At 49.5% G+C, this 12,434-nt stretch carries 15 protein-coding genes and 1 pseudogene; 3 read left to right on the top strand and 13 right to left on the bottom strand.

Going from position 1 to position 12,434, the window contains the following annotated elements; genetic code table 11:
* Window positions 1–134: 134 nt before the first annotated feature.
* The 5 genes from ppnP to ATB02_RS01065 all read right to left on the bottom strand — a co-directional run bounded on the left by ppnP (window position 135) and on the right by ATB02_RS01065 (window position 2,832).
* Window positions 135–419: a pyrimidine/purine nucleoside phosphorylase gene (ppnP, locus tag ATB02_RS01090; protein WP_000941942.1), complete on the bottom strand. Its 285-nt coding sequence runs from the start codon at window positions 417–419 to the stop codon at window positions 135–137.
* Between the two features lie 71 nt (window positions 420–490).
* The gene (locus ATB02_RS01085) at window positions 491–1,168 is read right to left on the bottom strand and encodes an AroM family protein (RefSeq protein ID WP_001276411.1); all 678 of its coding nucleotides are present in this window, start codon (window positions 1,166–1,168) and stop codon (window positions 491–493) included.
* A 257-nt stretch (window positions 1,169–1,425) separates the two neighbouring features.
* A complete protein-coding gene (gene yaiA, locus ATB02_RS01075) occupies window positions 1,426–1,617 on the bottom strand; it encodes a protein YaiA (protein WP_001142441.1) in 192 nt (63 codons plus the stop codon).
* Between the two features lie 49 nt (window positions 1,618–1,666).
* Window positions 1,667–2,191 carry a shikimate kinase AroL gene (gene aroL, locus ATB02_RS01070; protein ID WP_105270953.1) on the bottom strand — a complete coding sequence of 175 codons (525 nt, stop codon included), beginning with the start codon at window positions 2,189–2,191 and terminating at the stop codon, window positions 1,667–1,669.
* Window positions 2,192–2,373: 182 nt separating this feature from the next.
* A complete protein-coding gene (locus ATB02_RS01065; RefSeq protein WP_105270952.1) occupies window positions 2,374–2,832 on the bottom strand; it encodes a YaiI/YqxD family protein in 459 nt (152 codons plus the stop codon).
* A 119-nt stretch (window positions 2,833–2,951) separates the two neighbouring features.
* Here ATB02_RS01065 and proC point away from each other — a divergent pair, with 119 nt between their 5' ends.
* The gene (gene proC / locus ATB02_RS01060; protein ID WP_001295331.1) at window positions 2,952–3,761 is read left to right on the top strand and encodes a pyrroline-5-carboxylate reductase; all 810 of its coding nucleotides are present in this window, start codon (window positions 2,952–2,954) and stop codon (window positions 3,759–3,761) included.
* A 16-nt stretch (window positions 3,762–3,777) separates the two neighbouring features.
* On the opposite strand, the gene adrA is transcribed toward proC, so the two are convergent.
* The 5 genes and pseudogenes from adrA to ATB02_RS26415 form a co-directional block, all read right to left on the bottom strand.
* Window positions 3,778–4,893: a diguanylate cyclase AdrA gene (adrA, locus tag ATB02_RS01055; protein ID WP_000484048.1), complete on the bottom strand. Its 1,116-nt coding sequence runs from the start codon at window positions 4,891–4,893 to the stop codon at window positions 3,778–3,780.
* A gap of 101 nt (window positions 4,894–4,994) precedes the next feature.
* Entirely contained in the window at window positions 4,995–5,315 is a 321-nt protein-coding gene (psiF, locus tag ATB02_RS01050) for a phosphate starvation-inducible protein PsiF (protein ID WP_001295332.1), read from the bottom strand.
* A 118-nt stretch (window positions 5,316–5,433) separates the two neighbouring features.
* On the bottom strand, window positions 5,434–6,849 hold the full coding sequence (phoA, locus tag ATB02_RS01045; protein ID WP_105270951.1) for an alkaline phosphatase: 1,416 nt from the start codon (window positions 6,847–6,849) through the stop codon (window positions 5,434–5,436).
* 100 nt (window positions 6,850–6,949) lie between these two features.
* Complete coding sequence (iraP, locus tag ATB02_RS01040; RefSeq protein ID WP_000792970.1) at window positions 6,950–7,210, bottom strand: anti-adapter protein IraP; 261 nt, start codon at window positions 7,208–7,210, stop codon at window positions 6,950–6,952.
* 181 nt (window positions 7,211–7,391) lie between these two features.
* Window positions 7,392–7,594: pseudogene (locus ATB02_RS26415) on the bottom strand (hypothetical protein).
* A gap of 77 nt (window positions 7,595–7,671) precedes the next feature.
* Here ATB02_RS26415 and ddlA point away from each other — a divergent pair.
* Window positions 7,672–8,766 carry a D-alanine--D-alanine ligase gene (ddlA, locus tag ATB02_RS01030; RefSeq protein ID WP_105270949.1) on the top strand — a complete coding sequence of 365 codons (1,095 nt, stop codon included), beginning with the start codon at window positions 7,672–7,674 and terminating at the stop codon, window positions 8,764–8,766.
* A 182-nt stretch (window positions 8,767–8,948) separates the two neighbouring features.
* Here the strand turns inward: ddlA and ATB02_RS01025 are convergent, their stop codons facing one another.
* Window positions 8,949–9,161 (bottom strand): DUF2754 domain-containing protein, encoded by a 213-nt coding sequence (locus ATB02_RS01025; protein ID WP_105270948.1) that lies wholly within the window; start codon window positions 9,159–9,161, stop codon window positions 8,949–8,951.
* A 259-nt stretch (window positions 9,162–9,420) separates the two neighbouring features.
* Between ATB02_RS01025 and ATB02_RS01015 the strand changes: the two genes are divergently transcribed.
* Window positions 9,421–9,729 (top strand): YaiY family protein, encoded by a 309-nt coding sequence (locus ATB02_RS01015; RefSeq protein WP_000763146.1) that lies wholly within the window; start codon window positions 9,421–9,423, stop codon window positions 9,727–9,729.
* A gap of 57 nt (window positions 9,730–9,786) precedes the next feature.
* Here ATB02_RS01015 and yaiW read toward each other — a convergent pair whose 3' ends face one another.
* On the bottom strand, window positions 9,787–10,881 hold the full coding sequence (yaiW, locus tag ATB02_RS01010; RefSeq protein WP_105270947.1) for a surface-exposed outer membrane lipoprotein YaiW: 1,095 nt from the start codon (window positions 10,879–10,881) through the stop codon (window positions 9,787–9,789).
* A 12-nt stretch (window positions 10,882–10,893) separates the two neighbouring features.
* Window positions 10,894–12,114 carry a peptide antibiotic transporter SbmA gene (gene sbmA, locus ATB02_RS01005; protein ID WP_105270946.1) on the bottom strand — a complete coding sequence of 407 codons (1,221 nt, stop codon included), beginning with the start codon at window positions 12,112–12,114 and terminating at the stop codon, window positions 10,894–10,896.
* Window positions 12,115–12,434: the final 320 nt, after the last annotated feature.

The raw sequence follows: 12,434 nt of genomic DNA, 5'->3' as shown, positions 1-12,434 counted from the left end.
TGATATTTATATCAACCTTGATGAATTATGAATATATCGGAAATCGAAAAAATCGCAGCAAAGGAAATATTATTATGGGTTAAAGAGAGGATATTTCAGAAAAATGCCCTCCCGTTCATGGGGAAGGCGAAGAATTACAGATAGCGGCACAGATAAGAGGTGGGTTCGGCAACTTGCAGATGAAACTCGCTGTGACCGGGAACATTAAACACCGAACCGGCTTCATACACTTGCCAGTCGGTCGCGTCAGGCAGTAACACATTCAGCGCACCACTGATTACCGTCATCTCTTCAGGCTCAGCGGTGCTGAAGGTGTATTCGCCTTCAACCATAACACCCACGCTGGCGCGACCAGTGCTGCTGCTGGAAAAGCCGATCGATTTCACTTTGCCGGAAAAGTACTCATTACTTTGAAGCATAAACTGGCCCTGTCTGGTAGTTGAACATCTACTTCACTATAGGGGCCAGAGGCGCTGGCTGTCACGCAAAATTACACCAGCAATTCCGCTGCCAGCCTTGCAATCAATACGTTAGAGAGCAAGACAGGAACATCGAGCTGTTTTTGCAGTAAATCGCGATGACGCTGGTTAAATCCCAAACAATCCAGCATGATGACATCTGCGCCTTTTGCCAGTAATTCTTTCCCGGCATCAATGATTTTTTGTTCCGAATCATGAATGGGGTTACCCAATGAAAATACTGGCGGTTTCTGCAAAATTTGCCATTTTTGCGCCTGAACGGTCAGTAGCTCTTCAACCGGTACGATAACCCCCACCTGATGATCTTCAACAATAGATGAAACCAGCGGTGGCAATATTCGCGACGGCTCAAGAAAGATCGTATTACGCGCGGTCATACTACTAATGTTTGCCGTACTCATTAATATAATGACGTCGTAACCCTGATTATCGAGCACTTCAACCACACCTTGCAGGTCTCGCTCCACTTTGCGACGCGAAACATGTGCCAGCTGGTTGTCATTTAATAATGTGAGAATTGTGTCTTCGCCTGCTTCTGGCGCGTACTCCGCCATCACTTCTTCGCGGCTTAACTTCCCCAGCAGGCTATGATGGGAAATATTATCTTCGTCAATGTATTCTGTCAGGAGCGGCAAAACTTCCTGCATAGGTACAATGCCGATGGTCAGGATCGCCAACGACGCACTCATTGTTCTTCCACCTTACTTTTATTTCGTCGTTAATTACCGGGCAAGCGCTAAGCACCACTGCCGACACTTACCTGTGCTACAAATGACAAAAAGCGTAGCAGCAGACCTGCACGGCATAATGTAAAGATTCCAAATGATTCCAGTAATGGATTGTTATTGTTTAATATTCTAATTATTTGAAAAACATGAATTGTGAAAAATGTGACGCAGATCCCTTGTGGTGGCACTCAGAATCCCTTCCGAGCAGTCTGATGCGGTCACTCTTTGTCAGGGTCCTCATAGCGTTTTTTCGCATCCATCGCTTCCTGAACGGTCGGATGTTCACTGATCAACGAGTCTGGTTTAGGATGATCGGCTCTGAGTTGGTACCAGGTTACCGTCTGTCCTGGCTTTCCTTTTTCAATCGTCACTATATATGCTTCACGAGGATAAGGCGGTTTCGTTGGCATCGTTCTTCCTTATTTCACGGGATGAACGTTAAGTATAGGCGCTCGAAAATCAACAATTGCTCGTCTGTGCCAGGGCGCTGCGAATTTCAGAAATCACCTGGCTGGGTTCGTTTGTTGCGTCGATGATAATATGCGCAACTTCGCGATATAGCGCATCGCGTTCTTCCAGCACTTCCTGAACTTCTTCGCTCAGCGGTTTCCCCGTTAAGGTTGGCCGTAAATCTTCTTCCGGTGCAGCTTGCAGTCGGTTAACCAGGACTGATACTGGCGCACACAAATAAACCACGATCCCGTTATTTTGCATAAAGTGACGATTAAATTCCGTCAGGATAATGCCGCCGCCCGTGGCGATAACGGTGGATGGCGCAGTTACCGCTTCCAACGCCGCCGTTTCTCTGGCGCGGAATCCCGCCCACTCTTCCCTTTCGACGATCTCCGCGACCGTCATATTGAGCTGTGATTGCAACCACTGGTCGGTATCGACAAATCGACGGTTAAGCGAATCGGCAAGGGCCATTCCGACCGTTGTTTTACCACAGCCCCGAGGCCCGATCAGAAAAAGAGGTTGTGTCATCGTGGGTTTTCCCCAATAGGTCGCAATGCGGCGAAAGCCGGTGTCATGAGAATAGCGATCATACCATCAAACTAGTACAATTTCGATTGTAAAGAAAAAATTCCACTTAAAGTGAAAATTTTAATACATCCCTTACTATACCAATAAATTTTCAAGAATGAAGTGTAAATAATAAATTACATTCAGCCACGACTACGTTGCACTTCCAGCCACCACTTCTCCAGCTCCGCGGCAAAGGCCTGGCGGTCACGTTGTGAAAGGCTATCTGGTCCCCCGGTCTGGATCCCACTGGCGCGTAAGGTATCCATAAAATCGCGCATCGTCAGGCGCTCACGAATGGTCGCTGGTGTGTAACGTTCGCCGCGTGGATTAAGCGCCGCAGCGCCTTTCTCGATGACTTCAGCAGCCAAAGGAATATCTGCGGTGATCACCAAATCGCCAGCTTCACACTGCCGGACAATTTCGTTATCGGCAACGTCGAAACCTGCCGCGACGCGCAGCGTTCGAATAAATCGCGAAGGCGGTACGCGTAAACTCTGGTTTGCTACCAGTACCAGCGGCATCTGCATACGTTCAGCCGCGCGATACAAAATCTCTTTAATTACATTGGGACACGCGTCGGCATCCACCCAAATTGTCATAAAGTCATCCTTTGTTGGGTAATTCTCTATTGTGTCGCGCTTTTGCCTTCCGGCATAGTTCTGTTTATGCTTCTGCCAGCGATTATCAAAACAATGAATTTCACGGCAGGAGTGAGGCAATGGAAAAGAAAATCGGTTTTATTGGCTGCGGCAATATGGGAAAAGCCATTCTCGGCGGTCTGATTGCCAGCGGTCAGGTGCTTCCAGGGCAAATCTGGGTATATACCCCCTCCCCGGATAAAGTCGCCGCCCTGCATGACCAGTTCGGCATCAACGCCGCAGAATCGGCGCAGGAAGTGGCGCAAATCGCCGACATCATTTTTGCCGCCGTTAAACCAGGCATCATGATTAAAGTGCTTAGCGAAATCACCTCCAGCCTGAATAAAGACTCTCTGGTCGTTTCTATTGCAGCAGGTGTCACGCTCGACCAGCTTGCCCGCGCGCTGGGCCATGACCGGAAAATTATCCGCGCCATGCCGAACACTCCCGCACTGGTTAATGCCGGGATGACCTCCGTAACGCCAAACGCGCTGGTAACCCCAGAAGATACCGCTGATGTGCTGAATATTTTCCGCTGCTTTGGCGAAGCGGAAGTAATTGCCGAGCCGATGATCCACCCGGTGGTCGGTGTGAGCGGTTCTTCGCCAGCCTACGTCTTTATGTTTATCGAAGCGATGGCCGACGCCGCCGTGCTGGGCGGGATGCCACGCGCCCAGGCGTATAAATTTGCCGCTCAGGCGGTAATGGGTTCCGCAAAAATGGTGCTGGAAACGGGAGAACATCCGGGGGCACTGAAAGATATGGTCTGCTCACCGGGAGGCACCACCATTGAGGCGGTACGCGTACTGGAAGAGAAAGGCTTCCGTGCCGCAGTGATCGAAGCGATGACGAAGTGTATGGAAAAATCAGAAAAACTCAGCAAATCCTGATGACTTTCGCCGGACGTCAGGCCGCCACTTCGGTGCGGTTACGTCCGGCTTTCTTTGCTTTGTAGAGCGCCAAATCTGCCGATTTCAACCACTCCCGATAGTGACTCATTTGTGGATTCAGCGGCGCAACCCCCACACTAATCCGTAATGTTACCTGTGGCGTATTCGGCAAACGTAACGTGTTTAGCCCTTCATGCACCCGTAACATGGCGGTAATGGCGCTCTCAGCTGGTGTACCGGACATGATTACCGCAAACTCATCGCCACCAAACCGACCAATCACATCGCTACCGCGCAGGGTAATTTGTAATTGTCGGGTAAGCGCAACAATGGCTTCATCGCCCACATCATGGCCCCAGGTATCGTTGATGCTCTTGAAATGGTCGATATCGATAATCAGTAACGTCGCATCGCGGTTATGCCGCCGACAGTTATCAAATTCATTGCGTAACATCGTTTCCCAATGACGTCGGTTATACACGCCCGTCATACCGTCACGGGTACTCATGACCTGCAATCGGCGTTTATGTTCCGCCAGTTTGGTTGCCGTCTGGTAGCTGACCCAGCCAAACAGCAGAGGATAAATGACGATAATGGGAAGGGAGAGCCACCATTCCAGCGGCGCGCTATTGAACGACACGGTGATACCCGTCAGTTCGAGAGTGACAAGGCACGAAACCACCATCAACACCAGACCCGCAACAAACAGACGGGGGCCGCCTGCCCCCATCAAATTCAGACACATAATCATCAACATCGCGGTGGAAGGCAGCACGTTTACGCCCATTACGCCTACCCACATTCCCGCTAATACTGCATCGGTTTTTAAGTTATAAATTTCCCGGCTAAGCGGATCGACAGCCCTACTCGCAATCTGCCAGGCTAAATGCGGCCAGACGAACGCCCAGCCGACCAACACCAGCCACCACCAGCCCGGCGGCGGGTGCGAAACCAGCGTTGAAGCAATCGGTAAGAACATGCCAGCCAGGCCAACCGCGCGGGGTAGTCTGACGCGACGGGCGAAGCGCAGCCCGGACCGCTGATGTTCGTTTTGAGGAGTTAAAGGAGGTTCCTCCCCATGCGCCGCCGCTTTTTTGAAAAAGTTTTCATCATTCATTATTTTTGGGAACATTCAGAAACAATTTTCCCAAATTATAGAGACGGGGCTAAAGGCAGAAGTATGAAATTTCGGGTGAGCCATTTTCGTAGCTCACCCGTTAGCACTATCAGGTATCAGGCGGCTTTCTTGAGGCAGGCGCTCATAAACTTATTACGATCATCACCTTTCAGAGATTGTTGCGTTGCTTGATTATTACATTCGCGCATCTTTTGCTGCTGTGGCGTCAAACTTTTTTCACCTGGCGCAGACTTGCTGTTCTTCAGGCAATCACTCATGTAGGTCTTACGAGCATCCCCTTTCAACGCCTGCGCCGTCGCCTGCTGATTACAGGAGGTCATACGCTGTTGTTGCGGGGTTAAGGTTCTCTCGGCAGCGCCGACGGTGGTTAAAAAAACCAGTCCGAAAAGCAAGGTAACCAGTAATGTTATTTTCATAGCACCATCCCTCTTCATGTTTTAACCATGAGCGTTTGCGCCCGTGATCTGCCATTAAGTCTGGTTGCTAACAGCAAAAAAACCACCCGACAGCGAAAATTCACCGCCGGGCGCGGTTTTATTTCAGCCCCAGGGCGGCTTTCATGGTGTAGAAGAGATCGGTCTGGTCGGTCAGTCCAACGACATTGGCGGCATGTGGGCCATACGCCGCAATACGCAGCTGACTACCGGTATGTTCTTGTGAATCCTCTTCGGAGTTCCCGTAACTCATCACCATCACTGCGCCATCTTTGGTATTTAGCGCCTGGGTGAGGCCCGGCGCTTTGGTGTCCGGCGCGACAATCTGGCTGGCGTGGGCGTGATCAGCGGTGACTATGACCAGCGTGTTGCCATCCTTTTTAGCGAATTCCAGCGCCCGTTGTACGGCTTCGTCGAGATCGACCGTCTCGCCAATTTGCCCACAAGGATTCGCAGCGTGATCCTGTTTATCGATTGATGCACCTTCAACTTGCAGGAAAAAGCCTTTCTCATTTTTACTCAACAATTCAATGGCTTTATCAGTCATCTGCGCCAGGGTCGGTACGCTGTCATTACGTTGCGGATTAGGCGTACAGGTAACTGCGGGCTTGTCGATATTGCCGTGGTACGTTGCTTTCGGTCCTTGCCAGCGCACTGGCATATTGCCGTCAGCAAACAGGCCAAGCAGGGGTTTTTGCTGGTTCGCTTCCGTCACCGCGTTCAGCGAGGCAGCATCGTTCACTAACTGATAACCACGCACCTGCGCCTGTTCACGCAGCGTTTTTCCCTGCCATTCACCAGCGGTTGCCATTTCCGCAAAGGTTTTTGCGCCGCCGCCAAGCGTAACATCGGCACGGGCGTTAAGCAGCTGTTCTGTAATCGATCCTTTTCCGCCTTTTTCCAGCGCGTTACCCGGACATTTTTCACTGGTCGCGCTCGGACCGTAGCATTTGCGCGAAGTCACATGCGCCACCAACGCGGCGGGAGTGGCATCCTGCAACTCTGCGGTAGAAACGTTACCGGTCGCCAGCCCTGCGGCTTTTGCCATTTCCAGAATCGTTGGGTGATCTTTTTCATGAATATCGACACCCAATGCGCCATTATAGGTTTTGACACCGGTTGACCAGGCAGTTGCTGATGCAGCCGAGTCGGTAACGTAGTCCGGTTTGCCGGTTTTTTTATTCAGCGCATAGTGAGTGTATTGCCCGGTAAGCGGTAAGGCATCAATACCTTTAAAAAAGCCGCCCGCACCTTCGGCATAATTACGTGCGGCAGTAATTTCCGAATCCCCCATCCCATCGCCAATCAGCAAAATAATATTTTTTGCAGGCTTATCGCTAAGAGAATCACGCAGAGCGGCGCTCTGATCACCCGTTAAGCGGCGAGCACCGCCGGGTGCAGTAATATCGCCCTGAGCAGCCCGGTTTTCCAGAATAGGCATTTCTGGTGTCCGGGCTTTTGTCACAGGGGTAAACAGTAACGGTAAGAGTGCCAGTGCAATAGTGCTTTGTTTCACTTTATTTTCTCCATGTACAAATACATTAAAAAATAAAAACAAAGCGACTATAAGTCTCAGCCGTGACAGCTTTATGACAGCTGTTGAAAAGATTACCTTTTTACTGACGAGGATGCTTCAATAACTTCTTTACATAATCGCGCAGCAGCTCCGTATCGTCGTCAGGAATGCTGGCATCGGGCTTTACCTCGTAAAGTGCCCCCTCTACCTGATCAATCAACCGCTGTTGGTCATTTTGCGCCATATTACGAAGCATTGCAGTGACGATAATCTCCAGTGCTTCTACCTGCGCGCACAGTTCTTTCGACTCTTCTTCTTTTTGGGCAAGCTTAAATAACAACTCAGCAATGAGATTTTTCATGTCTGTATTTCCTTATCCAAAGTATGGAGAAGTTAACATTATGCTTCACAACTTCATAGTGTCTGGAGGTAGTATTTTTATGACGAATGAAATACTTTGCGCAAATATTTTTTCCATATTTACCAGCGAAACGTTTCTCTTATTTAAATAAGTAACCATACAAAGTATAGGTTTTTAATTATCAACCTTTATTATAAGTAAAAGTTATGAAATATATTCTCTTTGCTAACTTATAATTAAGAGAAAAAACTCACTGCATGGCCATTTAAACCAGGAATAAATTAGCTTCCCGTTCATCATTTTTGTGATCTTGCGCACATCTTTGAGATAACGCACTTTCTTCACCAGTACGTTGCACACTTTGTCAGTAGAAGATTGCAACATTCTGTCAGAAGGCCGCGAATCCCCCGTTTTGTCGTGGTAATGTATGCACTTTGTGTTAGACGGGATAGGTTTTCAAGATGGAAAAACTGCGGGTAGGAATCGTTTTTGGTGGTAAATCAGCGGAACATGAAGTGTCTTTGCAATCGGCAAAAAACATTGTCGATGCCATTGATAAAAGTCGCTTCGACGTTGTGCTGCTGGGCATTGATAAACAAGGGCAATGGCACGTCAGCGATGCCAACAATTATCTGCTAAATGCAGACGATCCTGCCCATATTGCGTTGCGCCCTTCGGCGACCAGTCTTGCGCAGGTGCCTGGTAAACATGAGCATCAGCTTATCGACGCGCAAAACGGTCAGCCATTGCCGACGGTGGATGTCATTTTCCCGATTGTTCACGGTACGCTAGGCGAAGATGGTTCCTTGCAGGGAATGCTGCGGGTCGCCAATTTACCGTTTGTGGGTTCTGATGTTCTGGCGTCAGCGGCCTGTATGGATAAAGATGTCACCAAACGTCTGCTACGCGATGCCGGGCTGAACATTGCGCCATTTATTACCCTGACACGCACCAATCGTCAAAACATCAGTTTTGCCGAAGTGAAGTCAAAACTGGGGTTACCGCTGTTTGTAAAACCCGCTAACCAAGGCTCTTCTGTTGGTGTCAGCAAAGTAACCAGTGAAGAAGAGTACGCAATTGCCGTCGATCTGGCGTTCGAGTTCGATCATAAAGTGATCGTTGAGCAAGGGATCAAAGGTCGTGAGATCGAATGCGCGGTTCTGGGCAACGACAATCCGCAAGCCAGTACCTGTGGCGAGATCGTACTAACCAGCGATTTCTACGCCTACGACACCAAGTACATTGACGAAGATGGCGCGAAAGTGGTGGTTCCGGCAGCCATTACGCCTGAAATTAACGATAAGATCCGGGCAATTGCCATTCAGGCTTATCAAACGTTGGGTTGCGCAGGCATGGCGCGTGTAGACGTGTTTTTAACCCCAGAGAACGAAGTGGTAATCAACGAGATCAACACACTGCCAGGCTTCACCAACATCAGTATGTATCCGAAGCTGTGGCAAGCCAGCGGTTTGGGTTACACCGACCTGATCACACGTCTGATCGAGTTGGCGCTGGAGCGTCACGCTGCGGATAACGCGTTGAAAACCACGATGTAATTTTTAAATGCCCAATAACTGTTATTGGGCATTTAAGACTGTAAGATTGCCTGATGCGCTTTGCTTATCAGGCCTACAAGATAATTGCAATATACTGATTTTGTAGGCAGGATAAGGCGTTCGCGCCGCATCCGGCAAAAACAACGAGCACTTTGTCAGCCCCCAGAACGCCCAATCCTCTGTTATTGGGCGTTTTCAGTTTCTTCATCGCGACGACGAATAATCAGCCCCGTGAGCCAGAAACTAATCACCCACGTCACCAGACCAACGGCATAGGTCTGCCAACCTTTTGCTTCAAATCCCAGTAACCCCACCACGCCATTAAGAATGAATATCAGGCCAATGGCGAACGCATAGTAGTGCCAGTCACGGCGAATTTTTACAGGCAGACTCATGGCAGCTCCGTTAACGAAAAATAACATCTTCGCATAATCGATAACTTACGTCTGTGGGGTAGACAGCATTTCCCGTATCGTTAAAAAATTTAACTTAAAGTTACCGTTTTGTGACTCGTGACAAATATTCCCGCTTCGGGAATATTCCCAACATCAATTTACCATGATTCTGATATTGACAATCTAAATGACCTGTCAGACTTGCCATAAGCCGCTGGTATGACACCAGAAGAGAAGCAGATGACTTCCGGAGGTTTTTATGGCTGATTTCACCCTGTCAAAATCGCTGTTTAGCGGAAAATATCGCAATGCCTCTTCTACGCCTGGCAACATTGCCTATGCGTTGTTTGTGCTGTTTTGCTTTTGGGCTGGGGCGCAATTGCTGAACCTGTTAGTGCATGCGCCCGGCGTCTATGAGCGTTTAATGCAGGCTCAGGAAACAGGCCGCCCACGGGTGGAAATTGGTTTAGGTGTCGGTACCATTTTCGGGCTGATCCCATTTTTAATTGGCTGCTTCATTTTTGCAGTGGTGGCGCTATGGCTGCACTGGCGACATCGCCGCCAGTAAGAGTAGGTTGTCAGATGCGGCCTAAAATGCCTTATCTGGCCTGGCGTTCCCTTTTGCTTACTGTTTCATACAACGCGCCCGCCGTTCGTCTACGCGCTTCGCAAACCAGGCCGTAGTCAGATTGCGGGTAATTTTCGGGCTTTCCAGTTGGATGCCGGGCAACATTTCGCGGGGTAGTGATCTACCCGTTTTCGCTTCGGCAAGTTGATAAACTTTCTTGTACAGCGCCGTCTCCTCAAAAGAGAAGCTGTCCCCTTTCTCTAACTGACGGCGAATTTCGCTGTCGCTCATCCCCAGTTTGCCTGCCAGTTTGCGCGTTGCCAGCTCTGTTTTCCCAGGTTCTTTACTGTCGTAACGAATTAAATCACCGTCCAGCGCCAGCTTCATGCCAGTGGCCTTACTGACCGCGTTCTGAAAAGCGGCATTACGGCTGGCGTACCAGCCAGCGTTAAAATCGGCAAAACGGTATATCGGCGCGCTATAACTGGCGGGATAATTCAGTAAATGGTAAGTACCGAACCACAATCCGCCGCGGCGACTGAAGACTTCCTGACGGACTGTACCGTCCATTTTCCACGGATACCCTTTGGTATGCTGTTCGGCAAACGCAATGCTGACCTGCATCGGTCCACCGGTACGTACCGGATTAAGCGAACCAAACAGCGTCTGCCCCATTGGCACCATGCTGATCAAATCGTCAAAAATCGCGCTTAATTGCTTTTCTGTACGCACAGAATCTAACCGCTCACTATAACTTTTGCCGTTTGGCGATTTGATTTTTAGCGCGGTATGAACCAGAAAAGCTGGGATGTGCATCCGTTCGGCACGACGGTCAATCTCTTGCCAGGCGATCTTGCTTAAGCCTGGAACGGCCGGATCTGCCTGATAATTTGACTCCTGCTGCGCCACCGCCAGCACCGAGCAGACGTTTTCCAGCGTCGGTGCCAGCCCCTGACTTTCAAACGTGGTGGCAAGATCTTTCGCCCAGGCATCGCGGTCTTTCACACTCGCGGGCATCTTCTGCCGCACGACGCTCGCCACATCTATCGCTTTTTCGCCCTTTTTCAACGGTTGCGGAGCCTGACTACTACACCCTGCTAAAACCAGAACCGCCAATAACGAAAGCGAAGATAGATGATTGACGCGCGACATTACTTCTCCTTTTTAACTCAAGGTATGGGTTACTTCCTGAATTTTGTCACCATCCAGCTCATGTTCAAAGCTGCGCAGACGTTTGTAGATAGACATCAACTCAACCAGCGTGGTCCATGAGTTAATCAGGTACTGAAAAGCACCGCGAACCTGACCAAAAACGTTGGTAATCTGCGTCATCAGGCCGAGCGTAATCGTACCGGCAACAATCGACGGAAACAGCAAGAACAAACCGAAAACGTTATCGACCTGCAAATAGAGAATGCGGGCGATGTTGAAATACATATAGTGAAAATAGAGGCGGAAATAGTTTTTCCGCACGGCGCTAAACAGCTCGCGTACCGTAGGCGGCGTCGCGCGCGATGCATCGTCTTCACCATAAACCAACTCTTTACGGTAGGCAGCTTCTACACGCTGATTTTTAAACTCCAGTCCCGGCAGTTTGATCCCTACCACTGCCAGCAATCCGGTCCCCATCAACGACCATACGATAGCAGCAATCACCAGACCATACGGAATATGCCCGACAATCGGCAGCTCCGGCACATGCGCAGAGAGCGTTACCAGTACCGGCAGGAAGGCGATCAACGTCATGATAGCGTTGATAAAACTGACGCCCATATTCTCAAGCGTTGAAGCAAAACGCATGGTGTCTTCCTGCACACGCTGGGCGGCACCTTCGATATGACGCAGTTGTTGCCAGTTCGCCATGTAATATTCGTTCATCGCCGTACGCCAGCGGAACACGTAGTGACTGACAAAGAAGTTGTTCAGCACACTGATCACCACCGCGATCAGCGCAATCCCCAGAAAGACGCCCACTTCGCGGTAAAATTGTTCGATAGTGACTTTATGCGGCGAACTTAGCGCAGTTTGAATCAGATCATAAAACGGCGCATACCAGGCGTTGACGGCAACTCCAACTTCCACCAAAAACCAGGTGACGAAGATTATCAACGCAGTACCGAGTATTGACCAGTATTGCCAACGATGCGGGCTATAAATAAACCAGAACAGTGCAAAAAGCCCTACGCAAACAATGTAGTAAGCGTAAAAAATCAGGAAATCTAACGACCAGAAACGCGCGGCGCTAATTGGGATCTGCCCGGAAGCTCCGGTGATGCGCGCCACCCAGTCCCCCCCACCGGCTTGCCAGAAGATAACGGCAATCAATGCCCAAACAAAGGCCGAGAGAAAAAACATTCCCGGCTTTGGGAAAAAAGACTTAAACATATGCACTCCTGCTAACTTCTTATCGTTTTAACAACTGCTGTGTATTAACCGCATGACCGCTACAAAGAATCAGCCAAATGAAACCGCCCATTGTGACCCATAGCAAGGCGCATAGTTCGCCAGCCTGACCATAAGAATTGTTTCGACGGATTTCACAAACCAAAGATTATTTACATTAGCGGATTAACACGCGCAGGATCACAAATGCAGGCATTGGTGAGCAGGAAAAAGATCGTGTTTACGCGCCGTTACGTTTTTAACACTATTATTGCACTAATTCGCCCTTTGCAATCCATCAATGAGTAGTATAAATACGCTCA

Origin of the sequence: Escherichia sp. MOD1-EC5189 (assembly GCF_002966045.1) — a bacterium.
In the GTDB taxonomy this organism is placed as follows: Bacteria; Pseudomonadota; Gammaproteobacteria; order Enterobacterales; family Enterobacteriaceae; genus Escherichia; species Escherichia coli_F.
The sequence above is the reverse complement of the archived record's forward strand: the minus strand, read 5'-3'. Positions and strand labels throughout refer to the sequence as shown.

Bases quoted from the DNA above. Each gene is read 5' to 3' on its own strand.
- ppnP (WP_000941942.1), bottom strand. From the start codon at position 419: ATGCTTCAAAGTAATGAGTACTTTTCCGGCAAAGTGAAATCGATCGGC.
- ATB02_RS01085 (WP_001276411.1), bottom strand. From the start codon at position 1,168: ATGAGTGCGTCGTTGGCGATCCTGACCATCGGCATTGTACCTATGCAG.
- yaiA (WP_001142441.1), bottom strand. From the start codon at position 1,617: ATGCCAACGAAACCGCCTTATCCTCGTGAAGCATATATAGTGACGATT.
- aroL (WP_105270953.1), bottom strand. From the start codon at position 2,191: ATGACACAACCTCTTTTTCTGATCGGGCCTCGGGGCTGTGGTAAAACA.
- ATB02_RS01065 (WP_105270952.1), bottom strand. From the start codon at position 2,832: ATGACAATTTGGGTGGATGCCGACGCGTGTCCCAATGTAATTAAAGAG.
- proC (WP_001295331.1), top strand. From the start codon at position 2,952: ATGGAAAAGAAAATCGGTTTTATTGGCTGCGGCAATATGGGAAAAGCC.
- adrA (WP_000484048.1), bottom strand. From the start codon at position 4,893: ATGTTCCCAAAAATAATGAATGATGAAAACTTTTTCAAAAAAGCGGCG.
- psiF (WP_001295332.1), bottom strand. From the start codon at position 5,315: ATGAAAATAACATTACTGGTTACCTTGCTTTTCGGACTGGTTTTTTTA.
- iraP (WP_000792970.1), bottom strand. From the start codon at position 7,210: ATGAAAAATCTCATTGCTGAGTTGTTATTTAAGCTTGCCCAAAAAGAA.
- ddlA (WP_105270949.1), top strand. From the start codon at position 7,672: ATGGAAAAACTGCGGGTAGGAATCGTTTTTGGTGGTAAATCAGCGGAA.
- ATB02_RS01025 (WP_105270948.1), bottom strand. From the start codon at position 9,161: ATGAGTCTGCCTGTAAAAATTCGCCGTGACTGGCACTACTATGCGTTC.
- ATB02_RS01015 (WP_000763146.1), top strand. From the start codon at position 9,421: ATGGCTGATTTCACCCTGTCAAAATCGCTGTTTAGCGGAAAATATCGC.
- yaiW (WP_105270947.1), bottom strand. From the start codon at position 10,881: ATGTCGCGCGTCAATCATCTATCTTCGCTTTCGTTATTGGCGGTTCTG.
- sbmA (WP_105270946.1), bottom strand. From the start codon at position 12,114: ATGTTTAAGTCTTTTTTCCCAAAGCCGGGAATGTTTTTTCTCTCGGCC.